The sequence below is a fragment of the Mumia zhuanghuii genome, from assembly GCF_042681565.1.
In the GTDB taxonomy this organism is placed as follows: domain Bacteria; phylum Actinomycetota; class Actinomycetes; order Propionibacteriales; family Nocardioidaceae; genus Mumia.
Genome location: NZ_JBHUFT010000008.1, coordinates 61,998 through 82,391 on the forward strand (window position 1 = coordinate 61,998; position 20,394 = coordinate 82,391).

Genomic DNA, 20,394 nt, shown 5'->3' on the forward strand with positions numbered 1-20,394 from the left:
GATCTACGTCACGCGGGTGTAGGAAAGGCTTCAACCAGTCGGGCACGTGCAACGCCGAGCGGAGTGAAGTCCATGGCCAAGAAACCGATCACCCTCACCGTCGACGGAGTCACGTACACCGACGATGTCGAACCCCGGACGCTTCTCGTCCAGTACCTCCGCGAGCAGCTCGGCAAGGTCGGCACGCTGGTCGGCTGCGACACGACGAACTGCGGCGCCTGCACCGTCCACCTCGACGGCCGCAGCATCAAGTCGTGCACGATGTTCGCCGTCCAGGCCGACGGCCACGACGTCACCACCATCGAGGGGATCACGGCTGCGGACGGCGCGCTGCACCCGATGCAGAAGGCGTTCCACGAGTCCCACGCCCTGCAGTGCGGGTTCTGTACGCCGGGCATGATCATGCAGTCCATCGATCTCGTGAACGAGCATCCCGACCCCGACGAGGCGACCGTACGAGAGAACCTCGAGGGCAACCTCTGCCGCTGCACCGGCTACCAGAACATCGTCAAGGCCGTGCAGGCCGGCGCACGCGAGATGGCCGGTACGCCCGAGTCGACCGAGGCGGGTGCGGCATGACCGTCACCGAGATCGGCTCGCCACGCCGCCGCAAGGAGGACCAGCGCCTCATCACCGGCCGCTCGCGCTTCACCGACAACATCGTGCTCCCGGGCATGCTGCACCTGGCGATGGTGCGCAGCCCGTTCGCCCACGCCCGCATCACCAACCTCGACACCTCCGACGCCGCAGCGGCGCCCGGCGTCGTCGCCGTCCTCTCGGGCGCCGACATCCAGGATCTCTGCGGAACGCTCCCGAACGCCTGGCCCATCACGCCGGACCAGAAGTCCCCGCACCACCCGTCGATCGCCGTCAACCACGTCGCGTTCGCCGGCGAGATCGTCGCCGTCGTCGTGGCTCGGAGCAAGTCCGCGGCCCAGGACGCGGCCGACATGGTCGACGTCGACTATGAGGAGCTCCCGGTCGTGCTCGACCTCGAGGAGGCGGAGAAGGACGAGATCCTTGCGCATCCCGACCTCGGCACCAACAGGTCCGCCCTCTGGATCTTCGACTCGGGCGAGGCAGGCACCGGTGGCAACGTCGAGGAGGCGCTGTCGCAGGCACGCGAGGCCGACGACGAGATCCTCGTCGAACGCACGTACTACCAGCAGCGCCTCATCCCGGCGTCCATGGAACCGCGCTCCACCGTCGTGGATCCGACCGGCGAGCAGACCACGATGTGGTCGTCGACCCAGGTCCCGCACATCCTCCGGCTGATGCTCGCGCTCACGCTCAGCATCCCCGAGTCCAAGGTTCGCGTGATCGCGCCGGACGTCGGCGGCGGCTTCGGCGGCAAGCTCCAGGTCACGCCCGAAGAGGTCATCACGATGATCGTGGCGCGGCGTACGGGCAAGCCCTGCAAGTACACCGAAACCCGCTCCGAGTCGCTGATGGCCGCCCATCACGGCCGGGGTCAGGTCCAGCGGCTCTCGTTGTCCGCGACGCGCGACGGTCAGGTCACCGGGCTCAAGGTGCAGCTGCTCGTCGACATGGGCGCCTATCTCGGGCTCGTGACCTCGGGAGTGCCGATCCTCGGGGCGTTCATGTTCCCGGCCATCTACAAGTTCCCGTCGTACCGGTTCGAGTGCACCAACCTGTTCACCAACAAGGTCTGGACCGACGCCTACCGCGGCGCCGGCCGACCGGAGGCGACGTTCGCGATCGAGCGCCTCATGGACGACCTGGCCGCCGAGCTCGACATGGACCCGATCGAGCTGCGCCGCAAGAACTGGATCCCGCACGAGGAGTTCCCGTTCACGAGCGTCTGTGGACTCGAGTACGACAGCGGCAACTACGAGGCGGCGACGGCGAAGGCGCTCGGGCTGTTCGGGTACGACGAGCTGCGGGCCGAGCAGCAGCGGCGACGCGACGAGGGCGACCCGGTCCAGCTGGGGATCGGCATCTCGACGTTCACCGAGATGTGTGGTCTCGCGCCCTCGAGGGTTCTCGGGTCGCTCGACTACGGCGCGGGCGGCTGGGAATACGCCCAGGTGCGCATGCTCCCGACCGGCAACGTCGAGGTCGTCACGGGCACCAGCCCGCACGGCCAGGGTCACGAGACGGCGTGGAGCCAGATCGTCGCCGACCGGCTCGGAGTCGCGTTCGAGAACGTCGAGGTGCTGCACGGCGACACGGCGATCGCCCAGCGTGGCCTCGACACGTACGGCTCTCGCTCGCTGGCCGTCGGTGGCATGGCGGTCGTCGCGGCGGCGGACAAGGTGATCGCGAAGGCGAAGGTCATCGCGGCCCACATGCTCGAGGCGTCCGAGGACGATCTCGAGTTCGCCGAGGGCACGTTCACCGTACGAGGCACCGACCAGGGCGTGGCGCTCGGCGACATCGCGCTCGCGGTCTTCGCCGCGCACGACCTGCCCGACGGTGTCGAGGCGAGCCTGGACTCGGACGCGACGTTCGACCCGGACAACTTCTCCTTCCCGCACGGCACCCATCTCGCGGCGATCGAGGTCGACACCGAGACGGGGCAGGTGACCCTCCGAAAGTACGTCTGCGTCGACGACATCGGCAACGTCATCAACCCGCTCATCGTCGAGGGCCAGGTCCACGGTGGGCTCGCGCAGGGCATCGCGCAGGCCCTGTACGAGGAAGCGGTGCACGACGAGTCCGGGACCCTCGTGACCGGCTCGTTCGTGGACTACCTCGTGCCGAGCGCGGCGGACCTGCCGTCCTTCGTCACCGACCGTACGGAGACGGCGTCGACTACCAACGTCCTCGGCGTCAAGGGTGTGGGCGAGGCAGGCACCATCGCATCGACCCCCGCGATCGTCAACGGCGTGATCGACGCCGTGCGACATCTCGGAGTCGATGACATCCTCATGCCATGCTCGCCCAGCCGAGTCTGGGCGGCGCTGCAGGGAGCGGAGAAGGGCCGGGGGGCCGACGCCGCCGCACCGACGGTGAACAGCCCCGAGGTCGCTGACCGCGACATCGCGTCGACCGGCGCGGTCCAGACGGGTACGGCCCAGGGGGATGAACAGTGATTCCGACATCTTTCGAGTACGAGTCGCCGGACACGGTCGAGGACGCGGTGCGTCTGCTCGCCGAGGGTGGCGACGACGTGAAGGTCCTCGCCGGCGGACAGAGCCTGATCCCGGTGCTCAAGATGAGGCTCGCCGGGCCCGAGCTGATCGTCGACCTGGGCCGCATCGACGGTCTGCGGGGCATCCGCGAGGACGGCGACGACCTCGTGATCGGCGCGATGACGCCGCACCACGAGGTCGCGGCGAGCGCACTCGTCCGCGAGCACGCCGCGCTGATCGCCGAGGCGACGTCGACGGTCGCCGACCCGCAGGTGCGACACCGCGGCACGCTCGGGGGTGCGCTCGTGCACGCGGACCCGGCGGGTGACCTGCCGGCTCCGGCGTTGGCGCTCGGGGCGTCGTTCGAGATCACCGGCCCGTCCGGCTCCCGTACGGTGCCGGCGTCCGACTTCTTCGTCGATCTCTTCACCACGGCCGTCGGCGAGGACGAGATCCTCACGGCCGTCCGCATCCCCAAGCGCACCGGGTGGGGCGCGGCGTACGAGAAGTTCGTCCGCGTCTCCCAGCAGTGGTCGATCGTCGCGGTCGCGGCGACCGTACGGCTCGAAGGCGGCACGATCGCCGAGGCAAGGCTCGGGCTCACCAACATGGGCTCGACGCCCGTACGCCCGAAGGCGGTCGAGCAGGCCCTCATCGGAGTCTCGCCCGTCGCCGAGGCGGTCGAGGCCGCCGTGTCCGGGGTCGCCGACGGCACCACGCCACCCGACGACCTGAACGGTTCGCCCGACTACCGACGCCACCTCGCGCGCGTCCTGACTCGGCGGGCCGTGGTCCGGGCGGCGGGTGCCTGATGGATCTCTCGCACACCTTCACCGTCCCTGCACCGATCGAGACGACCTGGGCCGCGTTCAACGACCTGGAGTCCATTGCGCCGTGTATGCCGGGGGCGACGGTGGAGGTGGTCGACGAGAACGACTTCACCGGCACGATCAAGATCAAGCTCGGGCCGATCTCGCTGGTGTACGGAGGGTCGGGGACGTACGTCGAGCGTGACGAGGCCGAGCGTCGGGTCGTCATCGATGCAAAGGGCAAGGACAAGCGCGGCCAGGGCACAGCGGGGGCGAAGGTGACCACGCGGCTCTTCCCTGACGGCGAGGGGACCCGTGTGGAGGTGGTGACCGACCTCGCGATCACTGGGAAGCCCGCACAGTTCGGACGGGGGGTGATCCAGGACGTGAGCGACAAGCTGTTGTCGCAGTTCGTCGGGTGCATCAGCGATCGGTTGTCGGCGCCTCCGCCGGGCGTCGAGGAGGAGGTCGTCGTGCCCGAGGCGCCGCCAGAGCGCGGGCGGCACGCCGCGGAAGCACCTGAGCCGCCTCTCGCTGAGCCGGTGCCGGTGCCGACTCCCGCTCCGGGCCTGGTCGGGGGTTCGGCCGCAGGCCCGGCGGGTGACTCCGCCGAGCTCGACCTCGGAGCCACGGTGCTCCCAGTGCTGCTCAAGCGGTATGGGGCGCGGCTCGCGGTCGGCGCGGTCGCCGGGTTCGTGGTCTGGCGGCTCGTGCGGCGGCGCAGGGGCTGACGCGAGTCCGGTCCGGAGCACATGCTCCGGACCACGCGGGATCTCGCGCGAGAATCGCGGTGCCAGTTACCTGGATCCTTGAGCGCAGATCGCTGCGTACCCATCCTGGCTAGAGATCGCGCACGTGTGGCCGGGGACGACGATCACTCCGACGTCGACGCCCAGGACCTGGACGCCGTCGAAGCGGCGTGGGGGACCCGTCTGCCCTCGGCGAGAACGGCGTCGTCGTCGGTGTTCCACGCGACCACGATCCCTTCGAGTGCCCGTCGCACTCACGACACCGGCAACAGCGAATCGTGACCAGCAGCCGGGACCGACGCCAGCCCGTTCGAAACGGTCATTCCCGCTTCTTCTTCCAACAGGGAGGTGAGTGGCTTCCGACCGCGTGACATCTGACGCGACATTGCGTCACCCAATCGCCTTTCTGTGTGACGCAGGTTCTCGGAAGGCCAAAATTATCCCGGAAAGTCAAAGTTGTTCTTGCCGAACCTGCGCCCCATAGTAGACGCCGGATGAGGGAGAACGATGCACATGGATATGGGTGCGAGCAAGGCGAAACAGATCGAAGAAGAACAGCGGTCTCTTGATGCGATGTACGCGCGTCTTGACGCTGACCTGAGCGGGAGCCTATCCGCACATGCGCGGGCGATGGCCGCGCGCGTTGAAGGGCCGGAAGAGCTCTACGAAAGGGATCTTGAGGCCTCGCGGCTGTCCGACAAGATTCGCCAGCTCCGTTCGGCAGAACGGTCCTTGTGCTTCGGACGCATCGACAATGCCGAGCAGAGCGAATCGTTGCATGTCGGCCGGATCGGGTTGCGCACGGACGCGGGAGAACCGGTGCTCGTGGACTGGCGGGCGGAGGCCGCACGGCCGTTCTACTCGGCCACGATGGCCTCGCCACTGGGTCTTCGCCGGCGTCGACATCTGCGCTCGGATGGCCGCACGGTCGTCGACGTCAGTGACGAGATCCTTAACGGAACCACACCGACCGCCGAGGACGTCGTCGGCGATGGCCCTCTCGTCTCTGCGCTGAGCGGTACACGAACGGGGCGGATGCGAGAGGCCGCGGCGACTCTCCAGACCGAGCAGGACGAGATCGTCAGGTCACCGCATCGCGGAATCATGGTGGTCGATGGCGGCCCAGGAACCGGCAAGACGATTGTCGCCCTGCACCGAGCGGCATACGTGCTCTATGCGTTCTCCCAGATCGCTGATCGTGGGGTCCTCGTGTTCGGCCCGAACAGACGGTTCCTCACCTACATTTCCGAAGTGCTCCCCTCGCTCGGGGAGAACGATGTGCAGCTGGCGACGCTGCCCGACCTGATCGGCGCGGAAGCGACGAAAACCGAACCAGACGAAGTCGCGCGCCTCAAAGGCCGTGCGGAGTTCGCTGACGGGCTCGCACGCTGGGTGCAGGCACGTCAGCCTCACGGCGTACCGCTCGAATTTCAGACCGCGCACGGCACGGTTGTCCTTGATTCCGACCGGGTCGACGCCGCGCGGCGCAGCGCCCTCCAGGGCGGCATCGGACACAACCGTGCCCGGGAACTGTTCACCGAACACGTCGTCGCTGAGCTGGTGAACGAACTGGAGCAGCAGACCGCGAAGGAACTCACGGACTTCGAAGCCGAGATCAAGGAGTTCCTCGGCATCGACCTCGATCGCATGTTCGCGGGGAATCCACGGCGCGTCAGCTCCGACGATGCTGACGTGTCCGCGGACGGTCTGGACATCGATTGGGATCAGCTCCGTGAAGAGTTTCTCGACGATCCCGGAATCGACCGGATTGTTGCCACAGTCTGGCCCCGGCTTCGATCCGAGGACGTCGTCCGAGGTCTCCTCGGGGACCACGCCGCACTCGCCCATGCGCTTCCCGATGTGCCGGAGGAGGATCTCGCGCAACTGGTCGGCCTCGCCCAGACGGGGTGGAGTAGCGCCGATCTTGCACTGCTCGATGAAGCACGCACATTCATCGATGGCCTCCCCGAGACCATGTACGGGCACGTCGTCGTCGACGAGGCCCAGCAGCTCTCCGAAATGCAATGGCGGGGGCTGATGCGCCGCTGCCCGCAACGCTCAATGACCATCGTGGGAGACCTCGCCCAGGCCGGTCCCACCACGACCATCCGCACGTGGAGTGAGGCATTGGAACCATTCGTCGACGAGAGGTTCGCCCACCACACGCTCACAGTCAACTACCGCACCACCGCGGAGATCCTGCAGGCGACAGCGGGCCTACTCGCCCGCATCGCCCCCGAACAGCGGCTCTCTCGCTCGATCCGACACGGCGAACCACCGACCGCCCTCACAGTCGCTGGAGAAGACGTTGTCTCCGTTCTCAACGAGCTCATCACACGCATCCGGCAGACGCATCCGGGAGAACTGATCGGCGTCATCGCCACCGCACACCGCTCCGCCACACTGGACGCTGAGGTCAGCGAGACCGACGCCACGATCATCGCCGCGCCCGACACGCGCGGGCTGGAGTTCGACACCGTGATCATCATCGACCCGGTCGGCATCCGATCGGCCAACGAGGCAGGTCTCCGCGACCTCTACGTCGCGCAAACGCGAGCAACTAAACGCCTCCTCACCCTTGAGGTCACGACCCCATCGAGACCGTCACTTGGACCAGGTCAGGTCGATTGGAACGCATGCGTGAGTGCCCGACCTGATTGATCTCGTTGGTTGAGACTGGCTCGACCGACCCCGTACGGGAAGCCTGCACGTTGCGTCCATTCCTGGGGCGGCTGGAATCGGGGAAGGTCACTCCCACGTCGTCAAAGATCATCCGCGCCCTACGGGCGCGTGGGATGCACCCGAAGCGCGCCGAGGGGTGCGACGTCGATGCCCGACTCGGTGCACACCCAGCGTGGCGCGTCGCCGAGCTCGGGCTCGACGCCGAGGGTGTGCTCGGCGGTCTCCTCGCACGACGTGCAGCGCGGCCAGCGGCTGCCGGCGTCGAGCAGGGCGTCCTGGACGTCCTGAGCGACGAGCCCGACGAGGAACGGCGCGCCGTCCGGCCACTGCGCGACCCACCAGCCGCGCTGGCTCAGCGCGTCCTCGAGAACGGAGACCGCGGTCGCGTCGGCCATGCGGCAAGCGGCCAGGTCATGCAGGACGCGGGCGCGCGCCTCGAGGAGGTACTCCGTCACGGCGTCCAGAGTAAGTGTCGAGGGCAAGCCGCGCGGCCCGACGTCACACGGGCACCGGTCGTCCGAGCGCGGTCAGCTCGCGGGTGATGTTGGCGCGGGCGCTGGACTCCCACAGTCGGTAGCCGGGCTCGGTGACGAAGATCCGCGGACGGTTCTGGTAGCGCGACATCACCATGGCGCGCAGCTGGCGGTAGTCCGCGGCCGGGAGGTAGTCGTTCTCCGTACGGATCGCCGCGGCGTACCGGTCGTATCGCGCCTCGTCCTGCCCGAGGATGCTGAGGTCGGCGTCGCAGACTGCGGCCGCCTCGATGTCGCCGGGTGCGGCGAGGTGGTCGCGCGTGGCGAGGACGATCTCGGCGACCCGGTCGCCGTAGCCCGGGCCGAGCCACCGTTGAGCGAGGAGCGCCGAGCGCTCGACGCTGTCGGCGCGGTGCACGTCGTAGACGGCGTCGTGGAACCACGCCGCGGCGCGGGCGAGCTCGACGTCGAACGCAAGGCCCTCAACGGCGAGCGTGTCGAGCGCACCGATCACCTCGGACAGGTGATCGATGTCGTGATGTTCGCGGTGTGGCTCTGACCAGCGCTTCGCCAGCTCGAGCCGGATGCGGGGGTGCACTCTGTCCAGCCTACGGGGGGTCGGAAGCAGGCGCAGGGGAGACGTGTGTCGGTTGTTGACATGGGCGCAGTGTGGCCAAGACGACACCCTTTGATGGCCCAAACAACAAAAATGAGGCGTTGACTGGAGGCGAAGGCATCGTCTCCATCGAGGGGTAGGGAACATGAGCATCGCGACCGACTCACGGCTCGACACGAGCGCCGCCCGTGGCTGGGTGGGTTTCGCCGACGGGCCCTGGCGGGACCGCGTCGACGTGCGGGACTTCATCCAGCGCAACTACACCCCGTACGAGGGCGACAGTGGGTTCCTCGCCGGCCCGACAGCGCGGACGACCCGGATCTGGCAGCGTCTGAGCGCGATGTTCCCCGAGGAGCGCGAGAAGGGTGTCTACGACGTCGACTGGCAGACGCCGGCCGGCATCACGGCCCACGAGCCCGGCTACATCGACCGCGAGAACGAGGTCGTCGTCGGGCTCCAGACCGATGCTCCGCTCAAGCGCGCGATGATGCCGAACGGTGGGTGGCGCATGGTGGAGACCGCGCTCGACACCTACGGCTACCCGGTCGACCCGATGCTCAAGAAGGTCTTCACCGAATATCGCAAGACGCACAACCAGGGCGTGTTCGACGCCTACCCGCCGTCCGTACGCGCTGCCCGCTCGGCGCACGTCATCACGGGGCTCCCCGACGCGTATGGCCGCGGCCGCATCATCGGCGACTACCGCCGCGTGGCGCTGTACGGGGTCGACGCCCTCATCGCGGACAAGCGCAACGACCGTGCCGCCCTTGACATGCAGCCTGCCTCCGAGGACGTCATCCGCGCACGCGAGGAGAACAGCGAGCAGATCCGCGCGCTGAACGAGCTCAAGGAGATGGCCGCCTCGTACGGGTTCGACATCTCCGGTCCCGCGACGAGCGCCCGCGAGGCCGTCCAGTGGACCTACTTCGCCTACCTCGGCGCGGTCAAGGAGCAGAACGGCGCCGCGATGTCGCTCGGACGCACCGCCACGTTCCTCGACATCTACCTCGAGCGCGACCTCGCCCGCGGTGACCTCACCGAGTCGCAGGCGCAGGAGCTGATCGACGACTTCGTCATCAAGCTGCGCATCGTGCGCTTCCTCCGTACGCCCGAGTACGACGCGCTCTTCAGCGGTGACCCGACCTGGGTGACGGAGTCGCTCGCCGGCATGGGCGACGACGGGCGGCCGCTGGTCACCAAGACGACGTTCCGCTACCTGCAGACCCTCTACAACCTCGGTCCCGCGCCGGAGCCGAACCTGACGGTGCTCTGGAGCGACCGCCTCCCTGAGGGCTTCAAGCGGTTCGCCGCGCAGGTCTCTATCGACACCTCGGCGATCCAGTACGAGTCGGACCGCCACATCCGCGAGCACTGGGGCGACGACGCCGCGATCGCGTGCTGCGTGTCCCCGATGCGGGTCGGCAAACAGATGCAGTTCTTCGGCGCGCGGGTGAACCTCGCCAAGACGCTGCTCTACGCGATCAACGGCGGCCGTGACGAGATCACCGGCAAGCAGGTCGGCCCGGCCACCGCTCCGGTCGGCGAGGGGCCGCTCGACTACGGCGACGTCATGCGCCGCTTCGACGCCGAGATGGACTGGCTCGCGGCGACGTACGTGGAGGCACTCAACGTCATCCACTACATGCACGACAAGTACGCCTACGAGCGGCTCGAGATGGCGCTGCACGACTCCGACGTGCTGCGGACGATGGCGTGCGGCATCGCGGGCCTGTCCGTGGCGGCGGACTCGCTGTCGGCCATCAAGTATGCGACGGTGGTGCCCGTCTTCGACGCGCGCGGGATCGTCGTGGACTACGAGACCACCGGCGACTTCCCGACGTTCGGCAACGACGACGACCGCGTGGACGACATCGCCCGCGACCTCGTCGAGCGGTTCATGGAGAAGGTGCGCGCCTACCCGACGTACCGCGATGCGCTGCACACCCAGTCGGTCCTCACGATCACGTCGAACGTCGTCTACGGCAAGGCCACCGGCAACACGCCGGACGGCATCTCGCTGACGAACACCGTGGTCCCGTCCGGGCTCGGGCGTACGAAGGACGAGCAGGTGACGAACCTTGTCGGTCTGCTCGACGCGTACACCGGCTCCGAGGGCTACCACATGAACGTCAACGTCCTGAACCGCGAGACGCTGGAGGATGCGATGGAACACCCGGAGAACTACCCGCAGCTCACCGTACGGGTCTCCGGGTATGCGGTGAACTTCGTCCGCCTCACCCGCGAGCAGCAGCTCGACGTGCTCTCGCGGACGTTCCACGGAGCCGTCTGATGACCGCCGCCCTCCTCGCCGACGTCCCCGCGGCCGACCTCGACCGCGGGGAGCGGATGGTGGCGATGCGCTCCGGCGAGGTCGGGGCGGTCCACTCGTGGGAGCTCGTGACCGCGGTCGACGGGCCGGGGACGCGGATGACGACGTTCCTCACCGGCTGCCCGCTGCGCTGCCTGTACTGCCAGAACCCCGACACGTGGCGGATGCGCGACGGTACGGAGGTGCGTGCCGACGACCTTGTCGCGCGGATCGCCCGCTACCGGCCGGTGTTCGCCGCGACCGGCGGCGGCATCACGCTGTCGGGAGGCGAGCCGCTGATGCAGCCTCGCTTCGTCGCGCAGGTGCTGCGCGGTGCCAAGGAGCTCGGCGTCCGCACCGCGCTCGACACCTCCGGCTTCCTCGGGACCGCAGCGACCGACGAGATGCTCGACGACGTCGACCTCGTCCTCCTCGACGTGAAGTCGGGCGACGAGGAGACCTACCGGCGGGTGACCGGCCGTTCGCTCCAGCCCACGCTCGACTTCGGCGACCGGCTCGCCGCGCGCGGGACCGAGGTGTGGGTGCGGTTCGTCCTCGTCCCCGGTCTCACCGATGCGGACGAGAACGTCGAGAACGTCGCCCGCATCGTCGAGCGCTGGCCGAACGTCAGCCGTGTCGAGGTGCTGCCGTTCCACCAGATGGGCCGCGAGAAGTGGGAGCGGCTCGGTGCCTCGTACGATCTCGCCGATGTCACGCCGCCCTCACCCGAGCTCGTGGCGCGGGTTCGGGAGCAGTTTGAGGTGCACGGCCTCACGACGTACGTCGGCTGAAGGCTCAGTCGTCGTCGGGCTCCTGACCCTGGAACAGGCGATCGCGTCCCGGGCCACCGCGCAGGATGTCCCTGCCGGGTCCGCCGACGAGCGTGTCGTTGCCCGGGCCGCCCCACAGGTGGTCGCGACCGCGGTTGCCTTCGAGGTCGTCGTTGCCGGAGCCGCCCCAGATGTGGTCGTTGCCGGCGTTGCCCTCGATGTCGTCGTTGCCCGACCCTCCCCAGATGTGGTCGTTGCCGGCGTTGCCCTCGATGTCGTCGCCGGCTGAGCCGCCGCGGATGCGGTCGTTGCCCGCGCCGCCTTCGATGTCGTCCTCTCCGGCCCCGCCGCAGATGACGTCGTTGCCGCCGAGGCCCACGATGTCGTCCTCGCCGCCGAGCCCGGCGATGACGTCCCGTCCGCTGGTCCCGCGCAGGTTGTCGTCACCCTGGGTGACGATGATCGTGGCCCGCAGGCCCCCGCAGGTGGCGGCCTGCGCGGCCTCGGCCGAGCCGGTCGTGGGAGCCATGCCGGCGATCCCGAGCAGGGACGCGGCTCCGAGTGCGAGGGTACGGCGCGCGGTGGCGCGAGGCATGATGTCTCCTTTGTCCGAAACCGTCGGGGTGACGACTTCAGGTAACCCTCGGACCGTGAGGCATGCATAAGTCCCCGATGAGAGGCCTCTCATCAGGTCCGCAGCGCCGGATTTCAGTGCGGCCAGGAAGGCGAGCGTCCGGCGAGCGCGACGACCCGGTCGAGCAGAGGGGCGTCCCCCGGCACGGGCAGCGGGGGTCCGAACAGCCCTTCGCGGGCCTGCGCCTGCTCCGGCTTCGCGGACTCCTCGACGAAGCGGTGCACGACGGCCAGATCGCCTGGGTCGACCTCGTACGGCTGCCCCGTGGCGCGCGCCAGGTCCCAGCCGTGCAGCACGACCTCGTCGAGCGCCACCGTCGCCGCGATGTCGGCAGGCATCGTGACGCCTCCGGCGGTCGCCTCGCCCTCCCACGCCTCGGGCGAGCGCCAGGCCTCGGCGAGCGCGTCGAGGCGCTCGGGGATCCGCTGTCGCCATCCAGGGGAGAGTGCGGCGCCGGACGGTGCGGGAGCGGCGCCGAGCATCGGGTCGTCGGACTTGCGGGCCGCGAGCGTGAAGGCGAGGGAGAGGCCGTCGAGGTGCTCGAGGAGGGTCGCGACGTCGTAGTCGCACGGGGTCGGCCGGGTCAGGTCGTCGTCGCCGACGCCGTCGAGCAGTGCTGCCACCCGCCGGGTCGAGGGGCCGAGATCGAGAAGGTCAGGCATTCGGGGGCCTTTCGTCGTCCGGATCTGTCGAAGGTCAGACCACGACCGACGCAGGAACTCATCGAGGTGTCGACGGTGTGAGTGCGAAGACCAGGTCGTCGAGGCTGCCGAACTGCCCGTCAAACGTGTCGGAGCTCGTCGGCGGATCTCCGACCGGCCGCTCGACGAAGGCCGTCCGCATCCCGATCGCCTGCGCTCCGCGAAGGTCCCAGGCGTGGGCGGCCACCATCAGCATCCGCTCAGGGGCACAGCCCGCGGTCTCGACGGCGAGCCCGTAGACCTCTGGTGCCGGCTTGTACGCCTGGACGGTCTCGGACGAGAGTGCCTGGTGCCACCGCAGTCCGGCGCGGGCGTTGAGGTGGAGGAGCGTCGTACGACTGGCGTTGGACAGTCCGATCAGCGGGTAGTGGGCGGCGAGCCGCTCCAGCCCAGCGACGGAGTCGCCCCACGGGGAGAGGCGCCGGCCGGCTGTGGATAGCCGCGCGAGCGTGGCCACGTCGGTGACACCGGCCAGGTCCGCCACGACCCGAGCGGCCTCGCAGTCGAGGACGTCGGTGCTGGCGTACGGGCGGTCGCCTCGGGTGATGCCCTCCTGCTCGCGCTCGATGTGTTGCTGCCACGCGGCGAGGAGCGCGTCGACCGTCGCCTCCGACGACGGCACCGCCTCGCGGATCGCCGCGCGAAGGCCGCTGGGCTCGTCGACGAGCGTCCCCAGGACGTCGAACACCACGACCTCGATGTCACCGTTCTCGATCACGAGCCCTCCTCACGTTCGGCGGGTGTACTCAGACGTCGGCGGCGTCGACGATCCGGTAGGCGTAGCCCTGCTCGGCCAGGAACCGCTGCCGGTGCTGGGCGAACTCCGCATCGACGGTGTCGCGGGCGACCACCGCGTAGAAGCGGGCCGTACGCCCGTCGCCCTTGGGACGCAGCAGCCGGCCGAGCCGTTGCGCCTCCTCCTGGCGCGACCCGAACGAGCCCGACACCTGGATCGCGACGGACGCCTCCGGCAGGTCGACCGAGAAGTTCGCCACCTTGGAGACCACGAGCAGGTCGATCTCGCCGGTACGGAACGCCGCGAACAGCGCCTCGCGCTCCTTGACCGACGTCTCGCCCTTGATCACGGGAGCGTCGAGGCGCTCGGCGAGGTCGTCGAGCTGGTCGATGTACTGGCCGATGACCAGGGTCGGCTCACCCCTGTGCTCCTCGACCAGCCTCTGGACCACCTCGGTCTTACGGCCGGTCGACGCCGCGAGCCGGTAGCGGACGTCGGCCTCCGCCGTCGCGTACACGATCCGTTCGGAGTCGCTCAACGTCACGCGCACCTCGACGCAGTCGGCGGGAGCGATGTAGCCCTGTGCCTCGATGTCCTTCCACGGCGCGTCGTACCGCTTGGGCCCGATGAGGCTGAACACGTCGCCCTCGTGGCCGTCCTCGCGCACGAGGGTGGCGGTCAGGCCGATCCGGCGCCGTGCCTGGAGATCGGCGGTCATCCGGAAGATCGGCGCTGGCAGCAGGTGGACCTCGTCGTACACGATCAGGCCCCAGTCACGGGCGTCGAACAGCTCGAGGTGCGGATAGACGCCCTTCCGGCGCGTCGTCATCACCTGGTACGTGGCGATGGTGACGGGTCGGATCTCCTTCTTGGCCCCGCTGTACTCGCCGATCTCGTCCTCAGTGAGCGTCGTACGACGCAGCAGCTCGTCCTTCCACTGACGTGCCGAGACGGTGTTGGTGACGAGGATCAGGGTGGTCGCCTGCGCCTGTGCCATGGCGCCAGCACCAACGATCGTCTTGCCCGCACCGCACGGGAGGACGACGACGCCGGACCCGCCGTGCCAGAACGACTCGACAGCCTCGGCCTGGTACGGCCGCATGTGCCACTCGCCGTCCGACAGGGCGATCGCGTGCGCCTCGCCGTCGACGTAGCCGGCGAGATCCTCCGCGGGCCATCCGACCTTGAGCAGTGCCTGCTTGAGCGCGCCGCGTTCGGAGGGGTGCACCACGATCGTGTCGTCGTCGATCCGCGCCCCGAGCATCGGCGCGATGCGCTTGGAGCGGATCACCTCCTCGAGAACCGGCCGATCGGTCGTGGCGAGGACGAGCCCGTGGGTCGGGGTGTTCTCGAGCCGCAGGCGCCCATAGCGCGACATCGTCTCGGCGACGTCGACCAGGAGCGCGTGCGGCACGGGATAGCGCGAGTAGTCCATCAGCGCGTCGACGACCTGCTCGGCGTCGTGGCCGGCGGCGCGCGCGTTCCACAGGCCGAGCGGCGTGATGCGGTAGGTGTGGATGTGCTCCGGAGACCGCTCGAGCTCAGCGAAGGGTGCGATGGCGCGCCGGCACGCGGCCGACTGGTCGTGGTCGACCTCCAGGAGGAGCGTCTTGTCGGACTGGACGATCAGGGGACCGTCGTTCATACGTCTCCTCGGGGGTTTGCGGCGGCGCCTGCCCGCTTCCGTGCACGGTACGCCGCGACGTTTGCTCGGGAGGAGCAGCGATCGGAGCAGTAGCGGCGCGAGCGGTTGGGGGAGGTGTCGACGTAGGTGTTGGCGCAGCCGTGCGCCGCGCAGACGCCGAGGCGTCCAGGGTCGAGGTCGCAGACCAGGATCGCGATGCCCATCAGCGACTCCGCGACCAGCAGATCGGCGACCGAGGCGGCACGGTCGGCGACGTGCAGACGCCACCCGCTCGGGCTCGTGCCGGTGTCGGTGGCGGCGATGTCGGTGGGGACGATGAGCGGCGTGATGCGGTGGGTGGCCAGCAGGGTGTTGACGGCGACCACCACGTCCGCAGCCCTGCCCGCTCCACCGTGCTCGAAGACCGGTCGCAGGCGCCGCTGGAACCGTTGCAGGGTGCGGACGTCGCGGTCGGTGACCTGCGGGACGAGCCACTCGCGCTCGGCGAGGTGGTCGCGGACGTCGTCCACCGAGCCCAGTGACGCGTTGGCGAGCATTGCCGCGCGCTCGGCGTAGCCCACAAAGTCCATCCGGCCATGGTAGCCGGGGGACGGAGATCGGTAAGCGCTGTAGATCACTTTGGACATGACGGCCCCGTCGGTAAGATGTAAGCAGTAGCAAGATCAATGCTTGTTACCCACATCGTCACCCTCGCCGCTGTTCCCCCCGGCGCGGCGAGGGTGATGTCTGTCCAGGTCAGGTCAGCTGCGGGGAGCGACCAGCAGCGGCTGACTGACGTAGCCGCACAGGCCATCCCCGTCCGACACGACGGCGTGCGCCACCCCGGTGCCGCGCGGCTGCACGTGCGACGTGGCGTCGAAGTACATCCAGTCCGATGCAGGCACCCGCTGGAGGGTGACCCCCATGCCCGGCGGTACGAACAGCCAGTCGCGCACATCGAGCTGCGCGCTGATCCCGTTCGTCGAGTCGGCCAGCGTGAGCAGGCGCTGCAGCCCGGTCGGTTCCTCGCCCGCGACCAGCGGCACGCGGATACGTCCCCAGACCCGCGCGCGTTCCTCGTCGCCTCCGCCGAGGCGCCCCTCGACGAACCGCCACTCCACCGCGCGGCCGTACCCCCACGCGGCCGGAGTGCCCGGGACCGTCAGCTGGGGCTGCGGGTCAGGGAACTCAGGTGGCTGCACCGCGACTCCGGACCTCGGCGCCCGGCCCTCCTCGTACGCCACGAGCCAAGCGCGAGCGGTGACGACCGTGCGGTCGTCCGCGCTCATCGTGGCCTGGACCTGCCGGACACGCTTGCCCGGGCGGAGCACCGTCACCTCGACGTCGCACATCCCTTGAGGGATCGGGCCGAGGAAGTCGACGTCGATCTTGCCAACCGTCAAGGGTTCGTCGCCGATGCTCGCCTCGAGACAGCGTCCGAGCAGCGCCGAAGGCGGGCCGCCGTGCTGTGCCCGGGCGTCCCAGGGACTCTCGGTCGCCGCGGTCGAGAGGAAGCTGGCGTCGCCGACCTGCTCGTAGAAGCTGTCGGCGGGGAGGTCGGGGAGCGCGACGGCGGCTGGTGAGGTGGCAGAGGTCACGGCGCGGACGCTACCTGGACGATGCGGTGGACCGCGAACCGCTGCACCTTCTGCGTGCGGTGGTCGAAGGCGGTGAGCCACCCCGCGTCCACCCGCAAGGGGTCGACCACGCGCTCCGTACGGGTGCCTGCCTGGTCCATGTAGGCGACCCACATCCGCTGTTGGGCCTCGGCGGCCTCGCGCAGCTGCGCCATCGTCGCGAGCGAGCCTCGTTGATCGTCGTGGCCGTCGGCGGGGCGCAGTGACGCGGCCATCTCTCCCGCCCGGAGGGCGGCGACGGCCTCGGCTGGGTCCGGCGGCGGTCGCAGGCCGACGTCGACGGCCTCGGCGCGTACGAGGTCGCGGCGGTGGACGCGCAGGACCCCGCCGGGTTCTTCGGCCACCGCCTGGCGTCCCGCCGCGGCGAGACGCTCGGCGAGGAGCTCGGCGCGGACGGTGCTGACGACCACGGTCGGGGCGATCCGGTGGAGCGTGGGGCCGAGCGTCGGGTCGGCGAGCAGCGCGTCCAGCTCGGCGGGGTCGTCCGCGCGGAGGTAGGAGGCGGCGTCGCCGAGACGGAGCCGTCCGTGCAGCCGTGCGGTGTCGTCGACGAGGTAGGTGAGCGGCTGCGGGATCGGCGTCGCCGAGATCTCTGTGAGGAACGCGTGGATCTCGCTGGCCGGCCAGCCGAGGTCGAGAGCGCGGCGCAGCGAGGCAGTCGTGAACCGGTAGACAGTGGCGCCGCCACGCGACTCCACGACCGCCACGTCCTCGAGCCGGGCGCGGAGTGCGGGCTCGAGCGGGCCGGGGGCCACCGCGGTGAGGTCGGCCTGGACGAGGACATGGGTGACGGAGCCGGGCAAGAGGCGATCGACGACGTCGCGTGCGTCTGGCAGTCCGAGGACGGCCCCGGCGGGCGAGAGGGCGTCCAGTGCGACCACGCCGAGCCACGTGGCCTCGACGAGCGTGCGCCGTACGAGGTCATCGCGGCCCTCTTCGGCGCGGGGGAGGTGCCACGCGACGGCATCGACGACGTCCTCGACGTCGGTGTACGCGGCGCCGTCGGCCGAGGCGAGCGTCCGGAGCACCTGCGCGCGCACGCGACGGCCCGGTTGGCTCATCCAGGCCGAGGTGAGGGCGATCCAGCGGTCGGCCGGCGGCTTCTCCCGCCACGTGTCGAAGACCGTCGTCGGCGCCCACACCTCGCCGTTGGCCGCATGGATGGCCCGGCCGAGGAGGCGTGCCGCCTGGGTCAGGTCGAGCAGGAACTCGACCTCGTCGGTGCCGACGCCGAGCAGTGAAGCGGCGTTGCGCACGTCGCGTACGCCGCGGCCGCCCGAGCGCAGCACGGGAGGCGGCTGCTCGCCCCAGGTCGCCAGCAGGTGCTCGACGCGCTGGAGCAGCTCCATGACCGAGCCGGCGCTCGCGTGCCGCATGCGCCGGTCGTCGACCTCGCGGGTCCGCAGCGCAGGCGGGCCGTCGTACGGGCCTCGCGGTCCGAGCACCCTCAGCGCGTCGCGCGCCTCGCGGACCACGTGCCAGCCGCCAGGCCTGCCCCACACGAGCGCGCTCGCGTGCAGTCTCGCCACGATCGCGGAGATGCGGGCGTCGTCGGCGTCGACCTGGCGGCGCAGCGCAGCGAGGGTGACGGGAGGCTCGAGTGCGGACATCGCCGCGAGGGTCGACAGGTGAGCGAGGTCGAGCCGGTCGAGCGCCCACGCGACGGACGGTCGGGACGCGGCCCGTGAGGCGAGCTGTCCGATGTCGGACGGCGTCGGGGTGGCGAGATCGGGGCGGGCCCGCAGCAGCACCGCGAGCGCATCGTCGCCGCGAGCCCGGAGGTCGTCGGCGAGCGTACGCGGGGTGGTGTCGATCTCGCTCATCCGTACCACGGTAGTCCGGGCGCGGGCGCCGCCCCGCACTACAGTGCGGTCATGTCCAGGACTCGCGACCTTCTCGGTCGGCTCGCGTCGGTGCTTGCTCCCTCCCGTCGTCCGTCGCCGGGGTCGTCCGGCCTCGTCATGCAGTACGACCCGAAGCCCGACGGCCGGCCCGATCCCGGCGAGATCGTGTGGACGTGGGTCCCGTACGAGGACGATCCGCGCCAGGGCAAGGACCGGCCGGTCCTGCTCGTCGGCCGACGCGGCGCCGCGCTCGTCGGCGTCATGCTCACGAGCAAGGACCACGACCGTGACGCCGCCGACGAGGCGCGGTGGGGTCGCTACTGGATCGACATCGGGTCCGGCGGTTGGGACCGGCAAGGCCGGCCCAGCGAGGTGCGGCTCGACCGTCTGATCACGGTCGATGCCACAGCCGTGCGCCGCGAGGGCGCAGTGCTGGACCGGGCGCGCTTCGACGAGGTCGTGGCGGGCGTCCGTCAGCACGCTGACGCGCGCTGAGCGGTCAGCGGATCTGTGCGCGGACTTTTGTCCGTACGAGCCCGAACAGCCTTTTGAGACGGCCTCTCGTACGGTCAGCCGTGCGTCGGCGCCGCCGACCGCTCGCGATGCTGGCGGACCTTCGCGCGGTTGCCGCAGACCTGCATCGAGCACCACTGGCGCGACTGGTTGCGCGAGTGGTCGTAGAAGGCCCACCGGCAGTCGTCGGCCGGGCAGATCTTCACCCTGCCGAGGCGTCCCTCGATCGAGAGCTGCGCGACGGCGATGGCGATCTCGGCAGCGACGGTGTCCCCCCGCAGCGCGACCTCGTCGTCGAGCACCACGTCCACCCCGATCGTGACGGCGTCGACGGGGGGCTCGCCCGCGGCCCGGGTGCGCAGCTGGTCGCGGAGGCGGCGCGCCTGGTCGAGAGTCGTCCGAGTCTGGTCGCGGCCCGACCACGCGGCGTACGACGCGACGGATTCGAGGTCGTCGATCCCGTCCTCGACGTCGAGCGTGTTGAGGAAGGCCACGACCCGGTCGGCCGGATCGCCGGCTGCTTGCGCGTACGGGCTCATGAAACCAGCATAACGCGTTAGACGGTTGCATCTTGACCCCGTAACTGGCAAAGTGAGTTAAGGAGTTACTGGATCGAGGAGGAGACCATGCATCCCTGGGCGTCGTACCTGATCACGAAGGACTTCCTGGAGCGAGACGAGCGGCGGCGCACGGTCGCTCAGCGACCGGCTCCGACGGACGCCCGCCGTGCGGGGGTCAGCCCGGCACGCGCGCCGCGGCCGCTGCGCGCGAGGGGATGCGTCGTATGAGCGTCGGCGCGCACATCGAGACCGGCGTCCGCCTCGGCCTGTACGTGCTCGACTGCGCAGACCCGCGCGCGCTCGCGACCTTCTACGGCGGCCTCCTCGGGGCGGAGTTCATCGCGGACTCCGGCGACGGCTGGGTCGAGCTGGACGGGCCGGGCAAGGGGCTGGCCTTCCAGCGTGTCGCCCACCACGAGCCGCCCCAGTGGCCCGATGGAGCCCCGCAGCAGGCGCACCTCGACCTCTTCGTCGACGCGTACGAGGGTCCGCACGCGCTCGCGATCTCCCTCGGCGCGACACCGCTCGATCCGGTCACCCCGCCGAGCGGCCTGGAGGATCGGGACTTCCGTGTCTACGCCGATCCTGCGGGCCATCCGTTCTGTCTCTGCACCTGCATGCCGGCGTCCTAGCGGCGGCCAAG

Annotated in this window: 20 protein-coding genes; 10 read left to right on the forward strand and 10 right to left on the reverse strand. The window is 69.8% G+C overall.

The window, feature by feature from the left end; genetic code table 11:
• Nucleotides 1-72: 72 nt before the first annotated feature.
• The 5 genes from ACFSDF_RS08610 (at nt 73) to ACFSDF_RS08630 (ending at nt 7,314) form a co-directional block, all read left to right on the forward strand.
• Nucleotides 73-579, forward strand: a complete 507-nt coding sequence (locus ACFSDF_RS08610) for a (2Fe-2S)-binding protein (protein WP_167001563.1) — start codon at nt 73-75, stop codon at nt 577-579.
• Nucleotides 576-3,056, forward strand: coding sequence for a xanthine dehydrogenase family protein molybdopterin-binding subunit (locus ACFSDF_RS08615; protein ID WP_377157110.1), 2,481 nt, complete (start codon nt 576-578; stop codon nt 3,054-3,056). Before ACFSDF_RS08610 ends, ACFSDF_RS08615 begins: the two co-directional genes overlap by 4 nt.
• Nucleotides 3,053-3,907, forward strand: a complete 855-nt coding sequence (locus ACFSDF_RS08620) for an FAD binding domain-containing protein (RefSeq protein ID WP_167001565.1) — start codon at nt 3,053-3,055, stop codon at nt 3,905-3,907. Before ACFSDF_RS08615 ends, ACFSDF_RS08620 begins: the two co-directional genes overlap by 4 nt.
• On the forward strand, nt 3,907-4,635 hold the full coding sequence (locus ACFSDF_RS08625) for an SRPBCC family protein (RefSeq protein WP_167001566.1): 729 nt from the start codon (nt 3,907-3,909) through the stop codon (nt 4,633-4,635). Before ACFSDF_RS08620 ends, ACFSDF_RS08625 begins: the two co-directional genes overlap by 1 nt.
• A gap of 525 nt (nt 4,636-5,160) precedes the next feature.
• Complete coding sequence (locus ACFSDF_RS08630) at nt 5,161-7,314, forward strand: HelD family protein (RefSeq protein ID WP_377157113.1); 2,154 nt, start codon at nt 5,161-5,163, stop codon at nt 7,312-7,314.
• A gap of 119 nt (nt 7,315-7,433) precedes the next feature.
• Here ACFSDF_RS08630 and ACFSDF_RS08635 read toward each other — a convergent pair whose 3' ends face one another.
• Together ACFSDF_RS08635 and ACFSDF_RS08640 are read right to left on the reverse strand one after the other, a co-directional pair.
• Nucleotides 7,434-7,790, reverse strand: coding sequence for a hypothetical protein (locus ACFSDF_RS08635; RefSeq protein WP_182397140.1), 357 nt, complete (start codon nt 7,788-7,790; stop codon nt 7,434-7,436).
• A 43-nt stretch (nt 7,791-7,833) separates the two neighbouring features.
• Nucleotides 7,834-8,406, reverse strand: a complete 573-nt coding sequence (locus ACFSDF_RS08640; RefSeq protein ID WP_167001568.1) for an HD domain-containing protein — start codon at nt 8,404-8,406, stop codon at nt 7,834-7,836.
• Nucleotides 8,407-8,569: 163 nt separating this feature from the next.
• On the opposite strand from ACFSDF_RS08640, the gene ACFSDF_RS08645 reads away from it, so the two are divergent.
• On the forward strand, nt 8,570-10,714 hold the full coding sequence (locus ACFSDF_RS08645) for a formate acetyltransferase (RefSeq protein ID WP_377157115.1): 2,145 nt from the start codon (nt 8,570-8,572) through the stop codon (nt 10,712-10,714).
• Nucleotides 10,714-11,523, forward strand: a complete 810-nt coding sequence (gene pflA, locus ACFSDF_RS08650; RefSeq protein WP_377157117.1) for a pyruvate formate-lyase-activating protein — start codon at nt 10,714-10,716, stop codon at nt 11,521-11,523. Before ACFSDF_RS08645 ends, pflA begins: the two co-directional genes overlap by 1 nt.
• Nucleotides 11,524-11,527: 4 nt before the next feature.
• Here the strand turns inward: pflA and ACFSDF_RS08655 are convergent, their stop codons facing one another.
• The 7 genes from ACFSDF_RS08655 to ACFSDF_RS08685 all read right to left on the reverse strand — a co-directional run bounded on the left by ACFSDF_RS08655 (nt 11,528) and on the right by ACFSDF_RS08685 (nt 18,657).
• Complete coding sequence (locus ACFSDF_RS08655; RefSeq protein WP_377157119.1) at nt 11,528-12,097, reverse strand: calcium-binding protein; 570 nt, start codon at nt 12,095-12,097, stop codon at nt 11,528-11,530.
• A 113-nt stretch (nt 12,098-12,210) separates the two neighbouring features.
• Nucleotides 12,211-12,798, reverse strand: coding sequence for a TIGR03086 family metal-binding protein (locus tag ACFSDF_RS08660; RefSeq protein ID WP_167001572.1), 588 nt, complete (start codon nt 12,796-12,798; stop codon nt 12,211-12,213).
• A gap of 58 nt (nt 12,799-12,856) precedes the next feature.
• Nucleotides 12,857-13,555: a haloacid dehalogenase type II gene (locus tag ACFSDF_RS08665; RefSeq protein ID WP_377157121.1), complete on the reverse strand. Its 699-nt coding sequence runs from the start codon at nt 13,553-13,555 to the stop codon at nt 12,857-12,859.
• Nucleotides 13,556-13,583: 28 nt separating this feature from the next.
• Nucleotides 13,584-15,218 (reverse strand): DNA repair helicase XPB, encoded by a 1,635-nt coding sequence (locus tag ACFSDF_RS08670; RefSeq protein WP_167001574.1) that lies wholly within the window; start codon nt 15,216-15,218, stop codon nt 13,584-13,586.
• On the reverse strand, nt 15,215-15,787 hold the full coding sequence (locus ACFSDF_RS08675) for a CGNR zinc finger domain-containing protein (RefSeq protein ID WP_167001575.1): 573 nt from the start codon (nt 15,785-15,787) through the stop codon (nt 15,215-15,217). The genes ACFSDF_RS08670 and ACFSDF_RS08675 overlap by 4 nt, the downstream gene beginning before the upstream one ends.
• Before the next feature lie 171 nt (nt 15,788-15,958).
• Nucleotides 15,959-16,795: a thioesterase family protein gene (locus tag ACFSDF_RS08680; protein WP_377157124.1), complete on the reverse strand. Its 837-nt coding sequence runs from the start codon at nt 16,793-16,795 to the stop codon at nt 15,959-15,961.
• Nucleotides 16,792-18,657 carry a helicase-associated domain-containing protein gene (locus ACFSDF_RS08685; RefSeq protein WP_377157125.1) on the reverse strand — a complete coding sequence of 622 codons (1,866 nt, stop codon included), beginning with the start codon at nt 18,655-18,657 and terminating at the stop codon, nt 16,792-16,794. Before ACFSDF_RS08685 ends, ACFSDF_RS08680 begins: the two co-directional genes overlap by 4 nt.
• Before the next feature lie 51 nt (nt 18,658-18,708).
• Between ACFSDF_RS08685 and ACFSDF_RS08690 the strand changes: the two genes are divergently transcribed.
• Nucleotides 18,709-19,173: a type II toxin-antitoxin system PemK/MazF family toxin gene (locus ACFSDF_RS08690; RefSeq protein WP_377157127.1), complete on the forward strand. Its 465-nt coding sequence runs from the start codon at nt 18,709-18,711 to the stop codon at nt 19,171-19,173.
• A 74-nt stretch (nt 19,174-19,247) separates the two neighbouring features.
• On the opposite strand, the gene ACFSDF_RS08695 is transcribed toward ACFSDF_RS08690, so the two are convergent.
• Nucleotides 19,248-19,730, reverse strand: coding sequence for a CGNR zinc finger domain-containing protein (locus ACFSDF_RS08695; RefSeq protein WP_377157129.1), 483 nt, complete (start codon nt 19,728-19,730; stop codon nt 19,248-19,250).
• Between the two features lie 87 nt (nt 19,731-19,817).
• Between ACFSDF_RS08695 and ACFSDF_RS08700 the strand changes: the two genes are divergently transcribed.
• Entirely contained in the window at nt 19,818-19,979 is a 162-nt protein-coding gene (locus tag ACFSDF_RS08700; protein ID WP_167001578.1) for a hypothetical protein, read from the forward strand.
• The gene (locus tag ACFSDF_RS08705; RefSeq protein WP_167001579.1) at nt 19,976-20,383 is read left to right on the forward strand and encodes a VOC family protein; all 408 of its coding nucleotides are present in this window, start codon (nt 19,976-19,978) and stop codon (nt 20,381-20,383) included. The genes ACFSDF_RS08700 and ACFSDF_RS08705 overlap by 4 nt, the downstream gene beginning before the upstream one ends.
• Nucleotides 20,384-20,394 lie beyond the last annotated feature (11 nt).